The sequence below is a fragment of the Paenibacillus sp. cl130 genome, from assembly GCF_900116035.1.
In the GTDB taxonomy this organism is placed as follows: Bacteria; Bacillota; Bacilli; order Paenibacillales; family Paenibacillaceae; genus Paenibacillus; species Paenibacillus polymyxa_B.
In genome coordinates, this window is the sequence record NZ_FOYG01000007.1 from 337,287 (window position 1) to 361,326 (window position 24,040).

Sequence of the window (24,040 nt, forward strand, 5' to 3'; positions counted from 1 at the left end):
ATGGTTTATGAACGAACACTTTCTCTTTTTCTTCGAAAACCTACTATATTATGTTCGCTCATACGGTTAAAAATCATGAAAATTCAAGTCATCTATAATCCTGATACAGTGTAAACCGCCTCTTATTCTACCATATCCGTTAACAAGTTGCAGATAGCATGGTCACGGCACAGCTGTAGATCTCCAAGTCAGTCGCCCACAAAAAAAGAAAGAACAGCCTTAGACGAAAGATGAATTTCGTGGCTGTTCTTCGACTGACATGACTTCCTAATTTCCATCACTAAGATAAACAGTAAACAAAAAGGAATACAACAACTCAGGCGATGCTTTACAACGCTTTTCTGTTTACTCCGTCTGTGCCTGTACGTAACTAGGAAGTGAGCCATCATGCAATAGCCACAGCTCATGCAGCGCACGGGTACATCCTACATACAGCAGCTTGGCATCCCATGCCCGTTCTCCATAATGCTCATGGTCGGCATCCGCCACAATAACTGCATCGAACTCCAGACCTTTGGATAGGTACACAGGCAGTACCGACAATCCGCCTTCATATTGCTTTTTACCACCGTCAATCAAATTCACATCCAACCCCGCACTTGTGAAAACCTCATGTAGCTCCACAGCCTCTTTTAAGGTACGGGTCAGCACAGAAACAGTACGATACTCCTTGGAGGACAGCTCTTTTAGAGCGGTGAGCAAACTCTGCTCACGCACCGATGAGTCGTAAGACATCGTACGCACCGGATCGCCACTACGAAATACCGGAACTGCCGTAATACCGCCGCGAACTCCCTGCTCCAAAATCGTGTTTGCAAATTCTATAATTTCCAAGGTTGATCTATAGCTCCGCGTAAGTGCAAAATACCCTGTATGTTCGGGCGCAAAAAGAGAACTCATTTCCTCCCACGCATGTACGCCACGATATTCATGAATGCCCTGCGATAAATCGCCCAGTATAGTGAAGGAATGCCCTTTCACGAACAAATCCAGCAATGCGATATGAAAAGGTGAAAAATCCTGCGCTTCATCAATGACCACATGGTCAAAACGTTGAGATGACTCTACCTCATGAATCAGCACGTGAAGATACACTAACGCAGTCAGATCTTCTTCACGGATAATCTGTTTTCGCAGGTCCGACTGTGTGGTCTTAAAAATAGCAGTCGGCAGAGAAGCCTTCATCTCCGCAGCCGTATCTGCGGGTAACCCTTTAGCTGCCTGAAAAAGCTGCTTATAGAGCGTCAGTGCGTCATATTGTGGCCATTTTTTAGCATATGCCTTTTCCCGTGTCCCTGCCTTTTTCTTGCGTTCCTTGAGCGCTGCCGCCGAAGGCGACTTTTTCAGTTCCATTTCAATCCAGCGGTGCACTCTTGCCAGCACACGCTCCTTCCGCTTCGCGAGCGGATAAGGCTTATATTCCTCATTAAACCAATTCAAAATCTCAGCTTGTGGCAGCACCGCTCCATCCCATGGTGAAAAATCCCCCTCGGGCACGGAGATGGGCTCCAGTCGTTCAACAAAAGCTTGAAGCAACTCCATAAAGTGAACCGAGCCCTTGAATCTTCCCGGCGCCTCCTCCATGGATTCCTTTCTCAGACTGCCACCACTCTCAAACCAATAAGATAATGTTTCGGCAGGATCAGCCAAAGGTAAATCCAAACCCAATAAGTCCAGTGCCCAGTCTGCAAATGTACTTTGCTGAATATTCCCGACCCCCAGCTCTGGAAGTACATCTGAAATATAGTCAAGGAACATATGGTTTGGTGCGAAAATTACCATTTTGTCCGCTGATACCTGATCCTTGTATTGATACAGCAAAAATGCGAGACGATGCAGCGCTACCGTCGTCTTGCCACTACCCGCTACCCCCTGAATAACGAGGGCTGTATTTTTGGCCGCGCGGATGATCTGATCCTGCTCCGCCTGAATGGTAGACACGATATCCCGTAAACGGTTATCCTTGTTTTCTCCCAAACGATAAACGAGAAACTCATCAGAAACGGCAGGCTCGTCGCTTTCACGATTATATGTATCGGCTACCCGTTCCAGGATTTTTTTCCGAATGACAACATTACGCTTCAGATAGACCAAACCCTCAATGGTTCCCTCAGGAGCTTCGTAAGACGCGGTTTCTTCACCACCTGTAAACGAATAAAACAAGCTGGCAATCGGTGCACGCCAATCAATCACCAGCGGATACGCTGACGTTTCTTCACGCTCCACTCCAATTTTACCGATATAAAGTGGCTTCCGCTGCCCTCTGCCACGCTCGTCAAAATCCATACGACCAAAATAAGGCTCCTGTGAGCTTTTGGCCAAAGCCTGACGTTTTTCCTCCCGTGCCGATTCCAGCACTTGCTCCGTAAAATCATGCCCGGTGTACACCGGCGTATTGCGAAGCCGTTCCAATCTCCGATCAATTTCCTCCATAGCAAGCGACAGCCTATGCTGTTCTTCTTGATAGGCACTTTGAAACTCATTCTCCATTTCAGTTACCTCCTAAGAATATCAAGTCTCGATTTCTGCATCGCATTCACTTGCTCCGACACAAAAAAAGGAAAGTAAGCGTAACACATTTAACCATAAAAATCCAACCTTATTTCCTAATACGCCTTTTTCCCTATTCTTTTACAAAAGTATGAAGCTTTGCGGCACCAGTGGAGCGTGTGATTTGAATCCGAAGAAGCGGAGCGATCGGAGGATCAAATCACACGCGAAGCGGCCTCTAATACTCCATACTTCTTTCCCCCATCTCCACAAACTGCTTTTGAGCCAGCTCACGGTACACCTGATGAGACTCTAATAACTCAGTATGAGTTCCTGCACCGGTCACCTTGCCCTTGTCCAACACGATAATCTGATCGGAGTGAACCACTGTAGACAAACGATGAGCAATGACAATCGTCGTGCGTCCTTCCATCAAGTTCGCTAGGGCCTTCTGTACCTCATGCTCAGATGAGCTGTCCAGACTAGATGTAGCCTCATCCAGCATGAGAATGTCAGGGCTACGAAGAAGCGCACGCGCAATAGCGATCCGTTGACGCTGCCCTCCAGACAGCTTCATTCCCCGTTCTCCCACCTCAGTGTTGTAGCCTTGAGGTAGATCCATAATAAATGTATCCGCATACGCCATCGTGGCTGCTCGTCTCACTTCTTCCAAGTCAGCTTCGCGCCCCAAGCCATATGTAATGTTATCTCTGACCGTTCCGGTCATCATTGAGCTTTCCTGCGATACATAACCAATTTTGGAGCGCCAGGAGGAAAGTGTATATGACGATATCGGTTCGTCTCCATAACGAATTTCCCCTGTATCCGGCACATAAAAGCGTTCCAACAATGAAAACAAGGTGGACTTCCCACTTCCACTCGGTCCCACGAATGCTGTCGTCCGGTTAGCCGGGATGACCAAGTTCGCATTATGAAGGACCTCTTCACCTTCAGTATAGGAAAAGGCAACATCACGAAGTATAATATCTCTGCTCTCTTTTGCCGCTTCCTGCTTCAACTCGAGCGGTTCCTCTTCATGATCTAAAATCGTCTGAATCCGTTCAGTAGCCCCAACCACCTTTTGTAGTCGTGAATACAGGGTCGTGAATTGTGCCATCGGTGTGATCACCTGAAACAGCAGCAAAATAAAAGCCACCAAATCCCCAGCGGTCAGCACACCCGATGCGACACGAACACCACCAACACCCAATATAATGACCAGCACTGCAGTCAACAAGAAGGTAGAAATGGGACCTACAAGGGCTAGGATGCGTGACTCTTGCAAACCGAAGCGGAACATCCGGTAAATACGATCCTCACCGGCCTGAGCCTCTCTGCTTTCGGTTCCGTAGGCCTTCACCAGTCTGATTTCGCCGATAACCTGACTCAACACTGAGGTCAGATCCGCCATCTCATCCTGCTGTTTTTTGGAGATACGGTACATTTTTCTGCCTACAGGAAATAAAATTAGGGCTGTTAGCGGAACAATAGCCATAATAATGAGCGTCATCACCCAATCCAGATAAAATAACAATGCAATACCACCAATAATTGCAATCACATTAGAAATCAGATTGACTAGATACTCCGTAATTAAGTTCATAATCAGGCTTGTATCATTGGTGACACGACTCATCGTATCTCCTGACCGATTTCGATCAAAGTAAGGGATAGGTAGAGATAAGATTTTATGCCATAAGCGTTTGCGCAAATTAGCCACAATCCTATGCCCAGCATAGTTCAACATATAGATAGAAACCGCCGAAGCCACCGCTTGAAGCACAAAAGCGCCAAGCAGACCAACAATGACCATACGGTTTAATGAAGAAAAGGTCAAGCCATCAATCAACCCTTTGGTCATCATGGGTACGATTAAACCAGCAGTGGTCTGAATCAGCGTCAGAATCAGGGCGATGATCAGAATGGCCTTGGGCGGATGCGCACTCGCAATCAATTTGATAAACCGCCCCATGCCAGCCTTATCGGGTCTTTTACCCGGCTTTTCCTTCATCCGGTCCTCCTGCTCATCTCGGTGTATATGATGTTCTTTTTCCATATACCATCAACCTCGCTTCCTGTCTGACCATTCTTGTTCAAACAACAACACCCGCGCTCTGCGCGGGTATGAACAGTACAATCTATCTTCGAGTTTACTACACCAGAGAATGAAGCACAAAGTTAGCCACAAACAGTACAGAAATGATATATAATGCGACAGGCACTTCCTTGCCCCGTCCTGCTGCCAGCTTGGCTACGGGGTATGCAATAAAACCAAATGCCATCCCGTCTACAATACTGTAAGTAAAGGGCATCATTACCATGATCAGAAATGCAGGAAACGCTTCAGTAAAATCACTGAAATCCATCTCTCGCACATTTTGCACCATTAGACCCCCAATGATGATCAACACGGGCGCAATGGCACTGTCAGGAATATAAGCCAACAGTGGAATAAAGAAAAACGTCGCCCCGAATAAAATAGCAGTTACCAGCGGTGTCATTCCCGAGCGTCCCCCCGCTGCAATACCAGCCGTCGATTCCGCAGCGGCTACCGCCGGACTGCTGCCCAAAATACCGGCAAAGATATTGGTTACAGCCAACACACGCAAGCTGTTTTTAAATAAATCCGGTCTTCCGATCATGTTGGTTTGTGCAGTAATCATACCAATATTCTCGAATAGTACAATGAGTAGGAGCAAAAAGACAGCGATCCAAAAAGCTACCGAGACAATGCCTGAAAAGGAAAGCTCTCCAAACAATTGCCCATACTGTCGCACCGTTTCAGAGGTTCGTACCGTGCTTGTAGGCTCTACAGCTCCCAGTATATAAGCAAGCCCAGTTCCCGCCAAAATGCTAATTAGTAAACCTCCCTGAACGTTACGCACAAACAATACAATAGCGAGCAGCAACGTTACAAAAGCCGTAATTACCTTGGGATCATTAAAATGGCCAATAGCCACAAAAGTCGTCTGATGAGCAATCACGATGCCGCTTTTTTGCAATCCGATAAAGGTTAAAAACAAACCAATGCCCACCGTAATTCCGTGCTGCAAATTATGGGGAATCGCTTGGCTAATCAGCTTGTACAATGATGTAAAGGCCACAATGGCGAATAAGATCCCTGTGATGGCAACCACCATCAACGCTTCCTGCCAACTCAGCTTCATAGAATGCACGAGCGTATAAGTGAAAAAGGCATTAATCCCCATACCTGGTACAACGACCATTGGAGATTTCCCACCAAAAGCCATAAGCAGGCAGCCAATCATTGATGTCAGCAGTGTCCCGAGCATTGCCCCTTGGAGGGGAATCCCGGCATCTGCCAAAATAGTTGCATTAACCATAACAATGTATACAACGGAAAAATAAGAAATGGCCCCAGCGGCTAATTCCTTTTTCCAATGATGCTCGGGCTTGAAACCGAGACTTCTGGACCACAGTCCATCCTTCATACCAAAACCCTCCAGCAAGTTGTTCAATCTGTTTGCAGTAAGCTACGCTTTTTCAAAACAAAAAAGAGCTGTAGCAACTGTGACACAAAGGATGTGATGCACAGAACTACAGGTCTTAAAGTGAATACATACTGATGTAAATCTACGAATGCACTGCCATGCTATTTTTGCAACTTACACACCAGCATGTTCTAACAAATCCTTCACGGCTACACTAACCATGATCAGTCCTGCTACCGGAGGTACAAATGCATTGCTTGCAGGCGGCTGCTTCGCCTTCCGGATTTCAGGTGCGTTTGCAGGTACAATTTTTTTTGTAATTTCTTCACGTGGCTTCATTGGTTCTTCATCGGAGAATACAACCTTGACGCCTTTGGTAATACCTTCCTTGCGCAACTTGGTGCGGATGACACGGGCAATCGGGTCCATTCTCGTCTGGGAAATATCTGCAACTTGAAAACGACTCGGATCCATTTTGTTCGCAGCCCCCATACTGGAGATCATCGGAATCCCCCGTTTCAGGCATTCCTTAATCAAATGAATTTTGTAAATAATCGTATCCGAAGCATCCAGCACATAATCCAGTTCGTACTTGAACAGCTCCTCATATGTTTCTTCCGTATAAAACATGTTCAGTGCAATCGCTTCACATTCAGGATTAATCAGCTTCACACGCTCTACCATCAGATCAGCCTTTTTTTGGCCTACCGTCGTTGTCAACGCATGTATCTGGCGATTAATATTGGTGATATCTACAACATCTTTATCAATCAAAATGATACGTCCAACACCCGTGCGCGCCAGCGCTTCCACTGCAATCGAACCGACACCGCCGATACCCAGCACGGCCACCGTGCTATTTTTCATAACCTCTAGACCTTCAGTTCCGATGGCCAATTCCGTTCGTGAAAATTGATGCAACAATATGGTATATCCTCCCTCACTGATTTAAACTCTATGCCTGAACTCCAGCATACAAACCACGAACCCATTATCCATATGAGGGTAACGGGTTCATGGCATTCTATAAGCTATCTCATGCCAATGGATGGCACTTGCAAACGTCTTAAGCTTTAGGAGCAACAGGCTTCGGAGCAATACGGATATGAAGCTGTTCCAATTGAGCTTGATCTACTTCGGCTGGTGCATCCATAAGCAGGTCTGTCGCACTAGCTGTTTTCGGGAATGCAATCGTTTCACGCAGGTTTGTACGACCTGCAAGCAACATCACGAGGCGGTCAAAACCGAAGGCAATACCACCATGTGGAGGCGTACCATATTCGAACGCATCCAACAGATAGCCGAATTTATCAGTAACTTCTTCCGGCGCCAGGTTGAGAGCTTTGAACATTTTCTCCTGAACATCACGTTTGTAAATCCGCATCGAGCCGCCGCCCACTTCGTAGCCGTTCAGTACGATATCATAGGCTTGAGCACGAACTTGACCTGGATCGGTATCCAAGAGGCCAAGGTCTTCGTCCTTCGGACGGGTGAACGGATGGTGTTCCGCCACATAACGTTTTTGTTCTTCGTCATAGCCGAGAAGCGGGAAGTCTACAACCCAGGCAAATTTGAATTTGTTATCGTCGATCAGTCCCAAATGACGGCCAATTTTCAGACGAAGTGCGCCCAATACATCAGCAACTACCTTTTTATTATCCGCAGAGAAGAGTAACAGATCGCCTTCTTCGGCTCCTGTGCGCTCCTTCAATGCTTCGATTTCTTCCGGTGTGAAGAATTTAACGATAGGCCCCTTGAATTCGCCTTCCTTCACTTGAATCCAAGCCAAGCCTTTAGCTCCATAGCGTGCAGCGTAAGGACCCAGGTCATCAATCTCCTTACGACTCCAAGTGCCACATCCTTTGGCATTGAGGACTTTTACTTCGCCACCCTTTTCAATTACGGAAGCGAATACTTTTACACCACTAGTTGCCACGATATCATTGACTTTAATCAACTCAAGGCCAAAACGCAGGTCCGGCTTGTCCGAGCCGTATTTGTCCATCGCATCAGCATGTGTAATCCGTTGGAACGGTGTTTCCAGTTCTACCCCAACGGTTTCTTTGAACAATTTCACCATAAGACGCTCCATCATTGGCAGCAAGTCATCCTGTTGCATGAAGGAGGTCTCGATGTCGACCTGCGTAAATTCAGGCTGACGGTCAGCACGCAAATCTTCATCACGGAAACAACGTGCAATTTGGTAGTAGCGCTCCAGGCCACCCACCATCAGCAATTGCTTGTACAGTTGTGGCGATTGCGGCAAGGCGAAAAACTCACCTTCATGCACCCGGCTAGGTACCAGATAATCACGTGCGCCCTCTGGGGAGCTTTTCGTCAAAATTGGTGTTTCCACCTCGACGAACTCTTCTCCGTCCAGGAAGTCACGGAATATTTTTGCTGCTTTGGAGCGCAGTTTCAACGTCTGGTACATTTCCGGACGACGCAGGTCCAAATAACGGTATTTCAAACGCAGAGACTCGTCCACTTCTACACCATTTTCAATGAAGAACGGAGGTGTTTTGGACGCATTCAATACTTCAATTTCAGTGACACGCACTTCAATTTCACCTGTAGGCAGGTTCGGGTTAATCGTTTCTGCATCACGCTTAACAATAGTACCGGTAACCTCAAGCACGTATTCACTACGAACACGATCCGCAATTTGCAGTGCGTCACCGGAATATGCCGGATTAAACACAATTTGTACAATTCCGCTACGGTCGCGCAGGTCAATAAAAAGTACGCCCCCCAAATCACGACGGGTTTGTACCCAACCGTTCAATGTAACTGTTTCTCCGATATGCGCATGAGTCAATGCGCCGCATTCATGACTCCTTTTCATAATACACACTCCTGTTTATGTTTAGTAGTTAATGCTATATGACAACCAGAGGAAGCTCCACCGATTGATGTTACACCATTTTCTTTAGCCTAATTCTTCCACCAGCTGATCCAGTTTAACGGTACGCTGCTCGCCAGTTTCCATGTTTTTCAGTGCGATTTCACCTTGAACCAGCTCATCCTCACCCAGAATCGCAGTATACCTTGCTTTAAAGCGATCGGCTGATTTCATCTGCGCCTTCATTTTACGTCCCAGATAATCTCGCTCCGCGGAAAATCCGGCTTGACGCAACTTGAATAGTTGTTTGGTCACTTCTGTTTCTGCTGCTTCTCCCAATGCTACCATATAGATATCTAACGGCTTGGCTTCGTTCAGTTTGACACCTTGATGTTCCAGGATCAGCTGAATTCGCTCCAGTCCAATGCCAAAACCAATGCCCGGCTGATCCGGTCCGCCCAAATCTCCAACCAATCCGTTGTAGCGGCCGCCTCCACCGATCGTATCTATGGCACCAATTCCTTCAGCTTTGAATTCGAACGCTGTCAACGTATAATAATCCAGCCCCCGTACCAAACGCGGGTTAACTGTATATTCCACGCCCATGGCATCCAAATTTTGCTTCACTTTCTCAAAGTGTGTGCGAGATTCCTCGTCCAAGCTATCCAAAATCGAAGGTGCACCTCCAAATTTGTCCTGGTCATCTTTGCTATCCAGCACTCGCAGCGGATTACGCTCAATGCGTGCTTGGCTCTCCTTGGTCAACGTATCCTTAATTGGCATCAAGAAGTCCACCAGATGCTGACGATAAGCTGCCCGGCTGGCTGCATTACCGACGGAGTTAATCTCCACCTGTACTCCTTTCAAGCCCAGCTCACGGCAGAATTGATACCCGAAAGCAATAACTTCTGCATCCAACGCCGGATCGACCGCACCAAATGCTTCAATTCCAAATTGGTGAAACTGACGCTGACGCCCAGCCTGTGGACGCTCATACCGGAACATCGGGCCGATATAATACAGCTTAGTTACATCCGGCTCCCCGTATAGTTTGTTCTCCACATAGGAGCGGACAACCCCTGCTGTTCCTTCCGGACGCAAAGTCATGCTGCGCTTCCCTTTATCCTCAAAAGTATACATTTCTTTTTCCACCACATCCGTCGTTTCACCCACACCTCGAACGAACAAATTCGTTTGTTCGAACATTGGCGTACGAATCTCTCGGTAATTAAAGCGGCGGCTAATCTCACGGGCTTTTTCCTCGACAACTTGCCACTTTTCTACACTGCCCGGCAGCAAATCCTGTGTTCCTGTCGGTTTTTGAAAGGCCATTAACGTATCCCCCCATCGTTGTATTTCGTATTGTGCACTTTCTTCTTGCTCCACTTTCAATATAAAACAAAAAATCCCTCGTCCTGTTAACATTAACAGGGACGAGGGATTGTCGTTTACAATCACCCGTGGTACCACCCACATTCCGGAGTTTGCCCAGACAACCAGCATAAGAATCACTCATTGCCCGTCAGCATTATGCTGACTCCGCTCATACGTATAACGCCCGTAACGCGCAGTACGGCTATTATGCAGGACCATCCACTGTAGGCACAGTTGCAATGCACTTTCAGTAGGGTTTCCTCAATTGTTCGCCGCCTGTTCTCGGGGAGGTCATTCATCCGCTCATCAAGGGAATTTTTACAGCCTGGAAATTCCTCTCTGCGCTTGTGGGTTCGGAGTACTTGGTCCCGTCATCAAATCATTTTTCATTATTTTATGATTTTAATGAACCGCTTCGACAAAGTCAAGACATTCTCCCTATAATCGGACAAATAAGGCTTATAAAAAGAAAATAACCTGCGGAAACGGTCCGCAGGTTCAAAAAGATATATCAAAAGGGGGTCATGCTGTTATTATAAACAACGAATATTAAGGAATGATGTTTTGAATATTACAATTGTATTACAGTCACTCTTTTGCGGCTAAATCCCTCAAGTATCGACAATCTTGTGGCGCGCTCTCAGCTTTAATCCAACTGCGATACATATCCACGATTGGAACGTAGCTTATAAATGACCTCATCATAATCGGCGTCATTCACCTTTGCTGATAATACATACCGCAATTCATCTTGATCACCATTAATATACACATCTGTCGCACGGAGCAACCCTCCATCATGATTCGTTGTTCCGTTCCGATCTTCATCCAGATCCCTTTGGGCTGAGCCAGAGTTAATCTGGTCATCCTTCGCATCTGGTAGAATATTCTCGCCATAAGCACCCGCCGCAGGGATTGCCGCACCCGCAGAGCCTCCTGTGCTCACAGAGCCTGTATTGTTATAGGGGACCAGCGGAATTAAAACTCTCGTCTCCCGGCCGAGCGTATCACCCAAAGCACCTACTTCCAAATGTTCGGTTCTATAAGCTTGAAGCGAAGCTCTGGCACCCTCAGCTTCATCTTCTGTGCGAAAATAAGCCTGAATCTGTTTTGCCATATCAAATCCTCCTCGTTTGGGAATTGTACTGGCATTAATCTAAAGAAATATTCGCGTTTAGATTACAATACTTTTAATAACTCACGCACAAAGGCAGGCTCATCCTTAGGGGTCCGAGACGTAATAAAGTTACCATCCACAACCGCCTCTCGATCCTCAAAATGAGCACCCGCATTAATCAAGTCATCTTTCAATGGAGGATAAGCTGTAATCGTCCGGCCCTGTAACAAATCAGCACTCGCCAAAATTTGTGGTCCGTGACAGATAGCGCCTATCGTTTTTTTGGACTCATTAATTTCAGTCACAAATTTCAGAACATTTGCATCCAGTCGTAGATTTTCCGGGGAGGATCCGCCGGGAATAACAACTGCATCATAGTCACTTGATTTCACATCTGCAATGGCTTTTTCAATAGTGTAGCTTGCTTTACCTTGCTTACCGCTCACTTTCTCACCTTGCTTCAGCCCAACAATATCTGCCTCATGTCCAGCCTTTTTTAATTCATCATAAGGTACCTTCATTTCGGAATCTTCAAATTGGTCAGCCAATAAAAATGCAATTTTACTCATTAATGTTCAGATCTCCTTTCCGGTTATCCTCAAAACAAGTTTAAAATTAAGTTTGTTTGTCTATCACGCTTTGTTATTACCCGCTTGATCAGTTTTTATAACAATTCGCAGCGGTGGAAAAGAAAAAGGAGCCTTTCGGCTCCTGCACTAATTCAATGCTACATATTTTGTTTTTGACCTCTTTGTGCTGCTTTCGGGTAGAACCTCATTAACGCTCCATTTAACCCGATGTTACCTGCGCGGCAAAGCACCGCGTCCCGGCTTGTCGATGGCTGTTGCAACATGCTGCAATAACGTATCAGCATTACGAGTAAGGCTGATTGCCTCCTGCATACTACCGGGAAAAAGCAGCACAGTGCTTCGATGCCCGTCCATTTTTGGGGTTTGACGCATAGCTTCGTCTCTCCTGTCACCCTTAGGCTATCCGCCTGGCTAATCACCAATCAGGATGACATTATGGTCCCTCTGAACAGCTATTTTATTCTACTCAGATCACGCCATGAATGCATAGTTACGAACGTTCGGTATCCAAAATCAGTGTCACTGGGCCCCAGTTCGTCAATGAAACATCCATCATAGCCCCAAAAATTCCCGTTTCTACCTCCAGGCCCTTGGCTCGAAGCTGACTGTTGAAGAAATCATACAGCTTCTCCGCTTCCTCTGGTTTGGCCGCCCCCATAAAGTTAGGCCTTCTTCCTTTACGGCAGTCACCATACAACGTAAATTGAGAGACAGACAAAATGGCTCCACCGACATCCAGAACGCTGTCATTCATTTTACCTTCAGCATCCTCAAATATACGTAATCCCGCTGTTTTATCCGCCAAATAAACGGCATCGGCTGCTGTATCTCCCTGACCAATACCAACCAGCAGCATTAATCCGGTTCCAATCTTGCCGACCACCTTTTGATTCACCGTCACCTGAGCGTCTTTACAGCGCTGAATAATGATCTTCATCGCCTATCCGATATCTCCTTTAACCTTCCCTTTTAAAAGGTGCTCACAGCCGTATTACGGCTCTTTTAGCAGCCTATGGGTCTTTCTACCCAAGATGTGTTACAAAGGCTATAAACCTATCTGTACGCTTAATAAGGTTATTGCATAATCCGATGCACAGTGTATACATCCTTCACCCGTTTAATCCGTTCGACAACAGAATGCAAATGATCCGTGTTGCGAATGAGAATCGTGATGTGAATCATCGCCATTTTATTTTTATCTGTACGACCTGTAACGGCCGAGAAGCTGGTTTTGTTCTCAGAAATGGCCTGAAGCACTTCATTCAGCAAACCGTTGCGATCATGCCCCGTAATCTCAATATCGACGCTGTAATTGACTTCCGCTGCTTCTTCCCACTCCACTTCAATCACGCGCGCCTGATCTTCGCCCGTACCCGAAGGAATATTCGGGCAATCCGTCCGGTGAACGGATACGCCGCGTCCACGTGTTACATAGCCGATGATGTCATCTCCCGGTACGGGATTACAACATCGTGCAAAACGAACGAGCAAATTATCGACGCCTCTGACGCTGACACCGTTGGTCGGTGTTTTTTTCCGTTCGCCCTGCGGCTTGTACTCCTTGACCTCGGTCGTCAATTCGATCAACCGTGCCTCTTCTTGTTCCTTACGCAGCTTCTCTGTCAAACGTGTACAGACCTGCGCTGCGGTTATACCACCAAAGCCAATCGCAGACAGCATATCTTCGGAATCGTTAAAAGAGAACTTCTGTGCCACTTCCTGAAGCTTGTCGTCGCTCATCCACACCGATGGCTCGATATCCCGTTTTCTTAGCTCACGTTCCAGATTTTCGCGGCCTTTTTCAACATTCTCCTCACGCTTTTCTTTCTTGAACCATTGTTTGATTTTACTGCGCGCGTGAGAGGACTGAGCAATTTTGAGCCAGTCCTGACTAGGTCCATAAGAATGCTTGGACGTCATAATTTCGACAATATCACCGGTTTTAAGTCGATAATCCAAAGGTACGATTCTTCCATTTACCTTAGAGCCAATCGTTCGATTGCCAACTTCGGTATGAATACGGAAAGCAAAGTCCAGCGGAACGGATCCGGCCGGCAACTCAATGACCTCTCCCTTAGGAGTAAACACAAACACAAGGTCTGAGAAAAAGTCCATTTTGAGCGATTCCACAAATTCCGACGCATCCTTCGCCTCATTTTGCAGCTCCAGGATTTCTCGAAAAAAGGTGATTTTATCCTCAAAGTTAGTGTTGTTTGCTCCGTTGCCTTCTTTATAGGCCCAATGGGCCGCAATCCCGAATTCAGCGGTACGGTGCATATCCACTGTGCGAATTTGTACCTCGGTAGGCTCCCCGTTGGGACCTACTACTGTCGTATGAAGGGACTGATACATATTGGCCTTAGGCATAGCGATATAATCTTTAAACCGCCCCGGCATTGGCTTCCACAACGTATGGATAATCCCCAGTGTGGCGTAACAGTCTTTAATGTTATCCACAATAATTCGAATCGCCAGCAAATCATATATTTCATTGAATTGTTTGTTCTTCGTCGTCATTTTTTTAAACACACTGTAAATATGTTTAGGGCGTCCGGACAGATCAGCCTGAATGCCCATCTCTTCCAGCTTCTCTCTGATACGCTGTATGACATTATCAATAAACTGCTCCCGCTCTGCCCGCTTTTTATGCATCAAATTAGCGATGCGATAATACTGCTGAGGATTCAGATAGCGTAAAGCAATATCTTCCATTTCCCATTTAATGGCTGAAATACCCAGTCGGTTTGCAACCGGACAGAAAATCTCTAACGTTTCATAAGCAATCCGACGCTGGCTTTCCTCTGACTGATATTTCAAAGTACGCATGTTATGCAGACGATCTGCTAACTTAATGACGATGACACGAATGTCCTGCGCCATAGCAATAAACATTTTTCGATAATTTTCGTTCTGTTGTTCTTCCTTGGAACGGAACTGGATACGCTCCAGCTTCGTCAGACCATCGACAAGCATCGCACATGTATCGCCAAAATGCTCGCGAATCTGCGCCAAAGACACCGTCGTATCCTCCACAACGTCATGTAAAAGAGCGGCGATAATGGAGATGGTATCCATCTGCATATTAACGACGATATCAGCAACCGCAAGCGGATGCAGAATATAAGGTTCACCGGACTTACGAGTCTGGCCGGAATGGGCCTGCTCGGCAAAATCATAGGCGTCCCTGATGCGGATAAGATCTGCTTCTCTGGTATAGGCCCCGGCCTTTTTAAGTAATTGCTCTATCCCCATTCTGCTCTATTCCGTGTCCTTTCTATGCAAAATGGAACCCGCCGATCAATGTCGCGCAAAGGTTCCCTTTTAAAAGTGATTTCCTACAATTATGACGGTTAGCACGTCGCACGTCAACTATTACAGGTTTGGCATTGTCGCATTATTCTGTCACACATGGATAAGTAAAATGAGGATTGTTGACGAAATGAAACGAATTATATTGAAAAAATTACGAAAAGTAATTAATGTATATAAGAATAATTGAAAGAACTAAGGAGTGAACTGCGTTGCAACGCGAAATTCAAGTTAATGAAAAGCTACCGGCAGGACCCGGGTTCCTGCTCAGCGTACAGCATTTGTTTGCCATGTTTGGCAGCACTGTGCTGGTGCCGAATATTTTCGGCGTCGATCCCGGCATGATTTTGCTAATGAACGGTATTGGCACATTGTTGTACATATGGATCTGCCGCGGCAAAATTCCCGCCTATCTCGGCTCTAGCTTCGCTTTTATCGCTCCCGTCAGTCTTGTGCTTAAAAACAATCCCGGCGGCAACGGCTATGCTATGGCCCTCGGTGCTTTCATCGTTACAGGTATTATTTTCTGCCTCGTCGCACTGGTAATTAAATATGCCGGAACCCGTTGGCTGGACGTCGTTTTTCCTCCAGCTGTTATGGGCTCCATCGTAGCCTTAATCGGTCTGGAACTGGTTCCGGTTGCAGCAGGCATGGCAGGCATTGTCAATGCCGATCCTACTAAAGCCTGGTCTCCAGATCCCAAAACGATTACTCTTTCGCTCGTTACACTCGGGGTCACTGTTCTCGGTGCGGTGTTGTTTCGCGGGTTTGCCAAAATCATTCATATTCTGATCGGTATCGTAGTGGGCTATGTGCTTGCTTATTTTATGGGCATGGTCAATACACAGGCCATTGCAGACGCTCCTTTTTTCGGACATCCTGCAATTACCACTCCAGTTTTTAATACCTCTGCTATGCTGACGATTCTTCCTGTTGCTCTGGTTGTCATCGTAGAGCATATTGGTCACTTACTTGTGACTAGCAACATTGTCGGGCGCGAGTTGTCCAAAGATCCTGGTCTCCATCGCTCACTGCTAGGTAACGGTATTTCCACCGTCATTTCCGGTTTTGTTGGTTCTACACCTAATACGACTTATGGTGAAAATATTGGTGTCATGGCATTAACTAAAGTGTACTCTGTATGGGTCATTGGCGGAGCGGCTGTCATTGCCATCTTGCTGTCCTTCTCAGGCACGTTCTCAGCGATTGTTTCTAATATTCCAGCTCCAGTTATGGGCGGCGTATCCTTACTATTATTCGGTGTCATCGCTGCCTCCGGTCTAAGAATCTTCGTTGAGCAAAAGGTGGATTTCGCCAAGCCAACCAACATGCTGCTTGCGACCATCGTGCTTGTTGTCGGAATCAGTGGTACTACGCTCACTTGGGGTGCTGTAACCTTGAAAGGTATGGCATTGGCTACAATCATCGGCATCATCCTCAGCTTGTTCTTCAAGCTGATTGACGTGCTCGGCTGGTCCAACGATAAATCGCAGGAACCTTTAACCGAGAAAATACCAGATTGATATCTGTTTTTAAACTTTGAAACGCCGCTCCATGTTAGTTATGGGTCAACACGCTCAGAATGTATAGACAAGCGTGTAAAGATCCATATCTCATGGAGCGGCGTTTTTTTATGCACGGCCTTTTTAAAATAGATACTCCTTCATCCATCTTCAGAGCACCCCATCCAAGTCAGTTGCAATAACTGCTTTAACCCTCGATAAGCAACGAGCAGCATTTTTGACTTATTTCCGTATCTAGCTTCTGCTTAGCAAAAAATAAAACAAAAACTGATTGAAATCAGTATGACCACTATGCTCCTTATGACCACCTCTGCTCCTTTTTTTATTGTTCATAGACATTTACGAAATTTTTTCATGCCTATTTTCCAACAAAGAAACAAAATAGTCCGATGGAGCAACTCTTTAGATAAAGAGATGTTCCATCGGACTATTTAGGCGATCCGCACATAATTATTTCCCGGGAAACCCGGGTTTCAAAATACTTAATACGTAATCAGGGTGAATACATCTACATCAGTCAGTTTCGCCCGACCGTTTAAGTCAGACAGCTCGATAAGAAAAGCAGCCCCTGCCACATTACCACCAAGCTGGCGTACCAAGTTCACGGATGTAGCAATAGTTCCACCTGTAGCAAGCAGGTCATCAGCAATCAGAACATTTTGGCCTGGCTCTATAGCATCCTTATGCATCGCCAGCGTATCTTTACCATACTCCAAACCGTATGCTTCCTCAATGGTTTCCCCAGGGAGCTTGCCACTTTTACGGATGGGAATAAAACCAACACCAAGCGCATAAGCCAAAGGAGCACCAACAACGAACCCACGTGCTTCTGGCCCTGCAATCAAATCAATTTTCAAATCCGATACCAGTTCCTTCATATCGTTGATAGCCTTGCGGTATAGTTCACCATTTTTCATCAGGGTCGTAATGTCCTTAAAACTAATCCCTGGTTGTGGAAAATCGGAAATCACCCGAATATATTCTTTGTAGTCCAACTTAGTTCCTCCTACTGTAAACTTCAAATTAGTATATACATTTTACAACATAAATTGCGAAATAGTATCTCAAGACGCACCCTTCATAAGCGACATAATCCAGCTCGTCATCTGGGTAGTGTCCGCATCCAACAAGTACTTCTCCATCTCAGCCATATTATACAATTCCTGATATCGTGGAGAAGCTGTTAAATCCCGCTTAGGCGGATTGGATACAAAACAGAATTGACCATCTGTACGCGTCATAAACTCAAGTTCTTCGAAGATGTCCAACACTTTGGATAACATGCGTACTGAACAGGAGCACTGTCGGCTAAGAGCAGGCAGCATTGCTTTTTCATCAACAGGCTGTGTCCCCATTCGGGAAAGCACAACGTAAATACGCTTGAACAGCTCTCTGTCGGGGCTTACGAGTCGACCGCCACGCTCACTGACCGAATGAAGGAGAAATACGTTCTCTACATTCTCAAAGGTAGACCATAATGCCTGAAACTGATCCGGTGTATCCGGCGGCTCTAGTACGAACAGCGACTTTACAGAGTGCTGTGCATCTCTTTGACCATCACTGGGAATAACGCTGCCATCTTTATCGTACAACCATAAGGATTCAGCATCCACGGAGCCCGAGGGACGAAGCCTAGATGACGGGTGGATCAACACCGCAACGTCTTTCTTTCTTTCCTCTATGCGTGGATGAAAGATCTTGAGTCCCCGCTCTAATTCGGCAAAAGGGTCCGACACTCCACGATAATCAAAAATTTGCGGCTCCTGCACTCGAATGTCCTGCATCATTAGCTGGAGAGACCTTTTACCGTTCCATTCGTTAATTGACAATTCACCCAGCAGATCTATCTCCGTTTGTTGCTGTAAAAAATCAGCCAAATCGCCACGACGGAAGGCAATCGCGTCCAGCGATAAACCGTTCTGCTCCAGCAAGAGCTTCACATGATTTTTCTCACGTCCCATTTTACGAGCTTCACGCAATTGCAGTCCCTGTAATACGAATCGTGGAGAAGGATTCCCCATACCAAAAGGCTGAAGCAACTCCAGTTCTTCAACCACTTGCAAAGATACCTCGTCCAAACGACAGACCATATCAGCTTCAGCTACAGGAATGAGATCTTCTGGTGTCAGAATGGAACCCGCATAGCGGTTCAGCTGCTCTTCAAACAATTCCAGATTGTCACGGGACAGCGTCATACCCGCAGCCGAAGGATGACCCCCAAAATGCTCCATAAGCTCATGGCTGTCCGTAAGAGCACTGTAAATATCCAATGCAGGAATAGAACGGGCAGAACCTTTGCACATGCCTGTCTCAGCATCTATACCAAGAATAATGGTCGGTCGATAATAACGATCCAATAGCTTGGATGCCACAATTCCGACAACGCCGACATTCCAGCCTTCACCAGCTAACACAATAACTGACGGAAGCTTGCCTCCATTCAGTTTGGATGCCAATTGTTGCTCGGCTTGCTCCACAATACGTTCGACCACCTGTTGACGCTCACGATTGAGCAGGTCCAGCGCATGCGCAAGTTGATCTGCTTCTTCCTCTTTTTCTGTCGTCAGCAGAGAAACTGCTCGTCCCGCATGATCCAAGCGCCCGCTGGCATTAATCCGCGGAGCCAATGCAAATGCGATGTTGACTGAAGTCACTGTAGATATATCCACGCCCGCTACATGGAGCAACGCACGAATACCCGGAAATGCAGAGTTTCTCATGGATTGAATCCCTCTGCGTACCATCGTCCGATTTTCACCATGTAGTGGCATCAGATCGGCTACCGTGCCGATAGCGACGATTTCAAACCATTCCTCCGGCACCTCACCCAACAGCGCCTGGGCGAGCTTCAGGGCAACACCAACACCTGCAAGACCTTTAAATGGGTATGGGCAACCGGGTAGCTTCGGATTAATCAAAGTATATGCCTCGGGAAGTACAGCAGGCGGCTCATGATGATCCGTCACAATAACATCTATCCCCAAGGAAGTTGCATAAGCAATTTGTTCTACTGCACTAATTCCCGTATCTACCGTAATGACCAGTGTAACTCCCTGCTGATGAGCCCAATCAAGGGCATGGTTATGCAGACCATATCCCTCATTAGAACGATGGGGAATATAAATATCATAAGAAGCCTTCAGAAATCGCATGAGCTGAATCATCAATGATGTACTGGATACGCCGTCCGCATCATAATCGCCATAGATTAATATATGCTCGCCACGTTCCAGAGCCTGGCGAATTCTCGGCACGGCTTCTTTCATGCCAAGAAGCAGAAAAGGGTCGTGTACATCGTCCACACTTCCGTACAAAAAGCGGTTTGCTTCCCCGGCGGTAGTGACGCCCCGGTTCACTAAAAGCCGGGACAACAATGGTGAAATCCCCAGTTCTTCTGTCAACAGCTGAGCCGCTTCCAGGTTAGCCTCTGGGGTCTTCCATCTGTACTGCGAATGAAGCAATCCTATTCACCTTTCTTTCATAGTCGTCTGCCCTATTGAAGCAACGACGACACATCATTATCTGGCAGTTCATGATTGGATTTGTAAGGATATCCGGCTTGATAAGAAATGAACTGCATTTGTACATGGGTCACCTGCGGAAAACGGGCTAACAGTAAATTTTTTGCTCGATCGGCAATTTCCTGCGCTTCCTGTACCGTAATCCGCGGGTTCACACTTATCGTTACATCCACTGTTATGAAATGGCCTGTTTCCTGGGCATGTAAGTGTTCAACCGTTACAATACCATACACCCGTTGAATCGTCTCCATAAAGCGTCGGGAGTCTTCCTCCTGCAAGGGCTGTGCAGGAACCTGGTAAGCGGTATTCATTACCATCAAATATCCTTTACGCAGCACCAGACAGGCTACCAGCAAAGCTGCGGTTGGATCAAGATATAATAATGCAGGCCATTCCATTGCTTCGCCAGTCATTGCACCGATCATGCCGATCAATGCAATCAACGATGCATACAGCGAGTAACGTTCATGGTTAGCGTACCGATCTGCTTCCGCTTTATGACCATGTTTAATCGAGTAGCGATATTGAAACTGAAATAGCGCTTCTCTCAAAACCAACGCAATAAATACGGTAATTAATGCATACAGACCGGGAGCCTCCGGTTCCGAACTGCTTAATGAACGAACCGCCGAGATAGCTAGCTGAAGACCGCTCATCAGCACTAAAATAGCCAGCACCACAGATATGACCGTCCGAACCTTTTCACCGTTCCGCAACCGTGCCAGCATTCCGTGCCCTGTAGCACCCTTGGAAAACAGAAGCTCCTGCAAACGGGAAGCACTATCCGCAGCCGTGTGCAGTGCATCCCCCAACAACGCCTTGCTGTTTGCAGCATAACCGACGGTTCCCTTTAGAACAGCCAGCGCGAGATTACCTACAATCCCGCTCAACGCCGCAGTTTCCAATGATCGGCTGCGTTCGCTATTCACAACGTTTCCCCCTCAATCCTGAACTAACCCTTTCCCAATAAAGCTCATTCTAAAATAACCGAATTTCTCAAAACCAAAAACCATTCACATTTAAGTGCCACTACTGTGCCTTACTCAAGGTAAATCTCAAAACCTTAGAAAACCGCGCCCAAGCAGACGCGGCTTTCTCTTTAATTTATACTACTGGTATTTGCGTAACTTAAGACTTTGCAGTTTTGACCGCGCCCCCGCCAGCTGTCGGGGATTTTTGTTTTCCTTTCAATGCCACCCACAGCGGGCTGGCAATGAAAATGGAGGAATAAGCACCAAACAACAAACCAATGACCATTGCAAGTGAGAACATACGGATCGATTCGCCGCCAAATATGAACAAACATACGGAGGCAATAAACACCGTAAACACGGTTGCAAGTGAACGAGTCATTGTCTGCGCAATACTGTGATCAACTACCTGCTCTAAGTCGTCTCTGGACTTCTTCTTCGCAAATCGTAGATTTTCCCGAATACGGTCAAAAATAACGACGGTGTCATTAATGGAGAAACCAACAATCGTTAGAATTGCCGTAATAAAGGTCAAATCCACCTCAAGCCGGAAAATCGAGAAAATACTGATAACGAGGAAGGCATCATGCAACAACGAAACGATGGCTGCAATGGCAAACCGCCATTCAAACCGGATCGAAATATAGACCGCGATGGCTACACATGCTAGCAAAATCGCCCATATTGCATTCCGCTCCAGTTCTTGTGCCATTTCCGTATCTACTGTATTGACCTCAAAGGAAGCCTTTGGATCAAGCTCTTTATTAAAGGAAGTCTTAAAGTCATTCACTTGCTGATCCGTCAAAACCTGTGAGAAGCGAATGCCGAAACGCTCTTTCCCCGGTGTATAATCCACCTCTTTACCGATCTTCTGCTTGTCCAGCAAAGTTTGAATCTGTTCCTGCGTAACGACTTTAGTCAAATTGACATCCACATTGGAACCGGAACGAAAGTCTACCCCGTAATTCAAGCCGAATATCGACAAGCTCAGAATACCAAGCAGTGTGATAATAATCGAGAACGTGTAAAACCACTTGCTCATCTTGATATATTTATAGTCCCAATTAAAGCGCACTAATATCACTCTCCTTCACACCAAAATACTTGGGCTTCTTCACAGCATCCGCTTTAACCAGCAGATTGAGCAAGAAGCGGGAGAAGAAGATATTCGTCAAGATACTGGTGACAATATCAACGATAAGCACCAGAGCGAAACCTCTAACGGAGCCTGTTCCGAGACCAAACATAACCGCTGCCGCTATAATTGTCGTAATATTGGCATCCATAACGGTACGGAACGAAGCCTTACTACCTGCGATAACGGAAGAACGAATCGTTTTGCCCGTCTTGATTTCTTCTTTAATCCGTTCATACGTAATAATATTGGCATCGACTGCCATCCCGATCCCGAGCACGAAGGCGGCGATACCTGGGAGCGTGAGCACGAATCCACCCAAGTAGAAGATCGCAAGCACCAGCCAAGTATGAACGATGAGACAAAAACTGGCCACTAATCCTGGTACACGGAACATCGCAATCATAAATACCAGAATAATGATTGAGCCGATCAACCCAGCACGAATCGTCTGATCCAGTGACAATTGACCCAGCGTAGCACCTACACTCTGAGAATATTTTTCCGTCAGTTTGAGCGGAAGGGCACCCAGATTAATCGTATCCGCCAGTTTATTCGCTTCATCACGAGTGTAGCTACCTGTGATTGACGCGCTACCGTCCGTTAATTCCCCACGTACTGTAGGTGCAGACAGCAATTCCTGATCCAGGAAAATAGCTAATTCTTTATTCAGAAGTCGCTTTGTGATTTCTGCAAATTTAGCTTTGTCCTTCACTTTGATACTAATCTCAGGTTGATTCAGCTGGTCATAGCCTACAACAGCGCCATTCTCCACAAAATCATTACCGCGGAGCTCAATTTTGCTGTATTGGCCTGGCTTTTTAGCATCTGCTGCCGTTGCACTGCGGAACGTTAATTCTGCAGGCTTTTTCAGCATGGAGCGGACTTCTGCCTCATTAGTGACACCAGCAAGCCGCACGCGAATTCGGTTGCTTCCCTCTGTTGTTACTTCCGGCTCAGTCGTACCGAGCGCATTAATCCGTCTCTCCAGACTTTGAGCTGTTTGTATAAGAGACTGTCTGGTTACACTCTGCCCGGCTTCCAAAGGCTGGGCTTCATATAAAATCTCAAAGCCTCCCTTTAAATCGAGGCCTAATTTTAAACTGTTCAGTAGGCCCGGGCTTGTCCCGATCATAACACCAGTAGTTATGAGCACGACCACGATGAAACTTAGAATTCTCTTCATTCCGTCCCATGTTCCCCTTTCATTCTCAATATTCCTATTATAGCTACCCCTCAAAAAGCAGTCAATTTGAACGCAAAAAAAGACCCCCTTCTATTCGAAAGTGGAGCCCCGTAATGCGGACATAGTCAAATAGTTCATAAAGCTCGTCGCTTTAAGGGAAAGTATATCGTTAACGAGCTTGTGCAGCGGAGGGATACCCTCCTTTTCATATTTATGGCTGACGCAATTCCACACGTCCTTACTTGTGACATGCTCATAACCTACGAGAATCAACTCGTCCGCCTTACTTTGACAGAGCATCTCAATTGCGTCATCCCAATCCTGCTCATCCAGCTCTTCCATACCCACGATGGCCGTTCCTCCTCCCAGCGACTACCGGTTCCGCAGATCAGCAATTAGCGGGGTTATTGACTGCTTTGTAGAACATTTCTGTCCTGATCCTGGAAAACCCTTCTTTTCGTTGAAAATAGCCTTAAATCAACAATATATGCATTCATTTCGCTCGTCAATAGCAGAATTCACCACTATCC

General features: G+C 46.4%; 18 protein-coding genes. 1 reads left to right on the forward strand and 17 read right to left on the reverse strand.

Translation table 11 applies throughout. The features are described 5' to 3' along the window. Window positions 1-345 precede the first annotated feature (345 nt). The 11 genes from BM358_RS20020 to BM358_RS20065 all read right to left on the reverse strand — a co-directional run bounded on the left by BM358_RS20020 (window position 346) and on the right by BM358_RS20065 (window position 15,117). Complete coding sequence (locus BM358_RS20020) at window positions 346-2,490, reverse strand: HelD family protein (protein WP_028542433.1); 2,145 nt, start codon at window positions 2,488-2,490, stop codon at window positions 346-348. 238 nt (window positions 2,491-2,728) lie between these two features. Beyond that, on the reverse strand, window positions 2,729-4,546 hold the full coding sequence (locus BM358_RS20025) for an ABC transporter ATP-binding protein (protein WP_028542432.1): 1,818 nt from the start codon (window positions 4,544-4,546) through the stop codon (window positions 2,729-2,731). Between the two features lie 97 nt (window positions 4,547-4,643). Continuing rightward, window positions 4,644-5,942 carry an NCS2 family permease gene (locus BM358_RS20030; RefSeq protein ID WP_028542431.1) on the reverse strand — a complete coding sequence of 433 codons (1,299 nt, stop codon included), beginning with the start codon at window positions 5,940-5,942 and terminating at the stop codon, window positions 4,644-4,646. Between the two features lie 174 nt (window positions 5,943-6,116). Continuing rightward, window positions 6,117-6,866, reverse strand: coding sequence for a tRNA threonylcarbamoyladenosine dehydratase (locus BM358_RS20035; protein WP_013311554.1), 750 nt, complete (start codon window positions 6,864-6,866; stop codon window positions 6,117-6,119). A gap of 142 nt (window positions 6,867-7,008) precedes the next feature. Next, window positions 7,009-8,787, reverse strand: coding sequence for an aspartate--tRNA ligase (aspS, locus tag BM358_RS20040; RefSeq protein WP_023989919.1), 1,779 nt, complete (start codon window positions 8,785-8,787; stop codon window positions 7,009-7,011). Between the two features lie 84 nt (window positions 8,788-8,871). Next, window positions 8,872-10,116 (reverse strand): histidine--tRNA ligase, encoded by a 1,245-nt coding sequence (gene hisS, locus BM358_RS20045; protein WP_023989920.1) that lies wholly within the window; start codon window positions 10,114-10,116, stop codon window positions 8,872-8,874. A gap of 688 nt (window positions 10,117-10,804) precedes the next feature. Continuing rightward, window positions 10,805-11,275: a hypothetical protein gene (locus BM358_RS20050; RefSeq protein ID WP_028542430.1), complete on the reverse strand. Its 471-nt coding sequence runs from the start codon at window positions 11,273-11,275 to the stop codon at window positions 10,805-10,807. A gap of 62 nt (window positions 11,276-11,337) precedes the next feature. Next, window positions 11,338-11,844 carry a type 1 glutamine amidotransferase domain-containing protein gene (locus BM358_RS20055; RefSeq protein ID WP_013311559.1) on the reverse strand — a complete coding sequence of 169 codons (507 nt, stop codon included), beginning with the start codon at window positions 11,842-11,844 and terminating at the stop codon, window positions 11,338-11,340. A gap of 231 nt (window positions 11,845-12,075) precedes the next feature. Further along, window positions 12,076-12,237, reverse strand: coding sequence for a hypothetical protein (locus BM358_RS26585; protein ID WP_023989922.1), 162 nt, complete (start codon window positions 12,235-12,237; stop codon window positions 12,076-12,078). 118 nt (window positions 12,238-12,355) lie between these two features. Beyond that, on the reverse strand, window positions 12,356-12,802 hold the full coding sequence (gene dtd, locus BM358_RS20060) for a D-aminoacyl-tRNA deacylase (RefSeq protein WP_023989923.1): 447 nt from the start codon (window positions 12,800-12,802) through the stop codon (window positions 12,356-12,358). A 137-nt stretch (window positions 12,803-12,939) separates the two neighbouring features. Further along, window positions 12,940-15,117 (reverse strand): RelA/SpoT family protein, encoded by a 2,178-nt coding sequence (locus BM358_RS20065; RefSeq protein WP_025720225.1) that lies wholly within the window; start codon window positions 15,115-15,117, stop codon window positions 12,940-12,942. 269 nt (window positions 15,118-15,386) lie between these two features. On the opposite strand from BM358_RS20065, the gene uraA reads away from it, so the two are divergent. After that, window positions 15,387-16,697 carry a uracil permease gene (uraA, locus tag BM358_RS20070; protein WP_028542429.1) on the forward strand — a complete coding sequence of 437 codons (1,311 nt, stop codon included), beginning with the start codon at window positions 15,387-15,389 and terminating at the stop codon, window positions 16,695-16,697. Window positions 16,698-17,179: 482 nt separating this feature from the next. On the opposite strand, the gene BM358_RS20075 is transcribed toward uraA, so the two are convergent. From BM358_RS20075 to BM358_RS20100, 6 genes are all read right to left on the reverse strand, one after another. Then, window positions 17,180-17,692, reverse strand: a complete 513-nt coding sequence (locus BM358_RS20075; RefSeq protein ID WP_028542428.1) for an adenine phosphoribosyltransferase — start codon at window positions 17,690-17,692, stop codon at window positions 17,180-17,182. A gap of 69 nt (window positions 17,693-17,761) precedes the next feature. Beyond that, a complete protein-coding gene (recJ, locus tag BM358_RS20080) occupies window positions 17,762-20,158 on the reverse strand; it encodes a single-stranded-DNA-specific exonuclease RecJ (RefSeq protein WP_028542427.1) in 2,397 nt (798 codons plus the stop codon). Window positions 20,159-20,190: 32 nt separating this feature from the next. After that, the gene (locus tag BM358_RS20085) at window positions 20,191-21,147 is read right to left on the reverse strand and encodes a cation diffusion facilitator family transporter (RefSeq protein ID WP_028542426.1); all 957 of its coding nucleotides are present in this window, start codon (window positions 21,145-21,147) and stop codon (window positions 20,191-20,193) included. Between the two features lie 199 nt (window positions 21,148-21,346). Further along, window positions 21,347-22,264 (reverse strand): protein translocase subunit SecF, encoded by a 918-nt coding sequence (gene secF / locus BM358_RS20090; RefSeq protein ID WP_023989929.1) that lies wholly within the window; start codon window positions 22,262-22,264, stop codon window positions 21,347-21,349. Next, complete coding sequence (gene secD / locus BM358_RS20095; RefSeq protein WP_028542425.1) at window positions 22,254-23,510, reverse strand: protein translocase subunit SecD; 1,257 nt, start codon at window positions 23,508-23,510, stop codon at window positions 22,254-22,256. Before secD ends, secF begins: the two co-directional genes overlap by 11 nt. 90 nt (window positions 23,511-23,600) lie before the next feature. Beyond that, the gene (locus BM358_RS20100) at window positions 23,601-23,858 is read right to left on the reverse strand and encodes a post-transcriptional regulator (protein ID WP_013311570.1); all 258 of its coding nucleotides are present in this window, start codon (window positions 23,856-23,858) and stop codon (window positions 23,601-23,603) included. Between the last annotated feature and the right edge of the window lie 182 nt (window positions 23,859-24,040).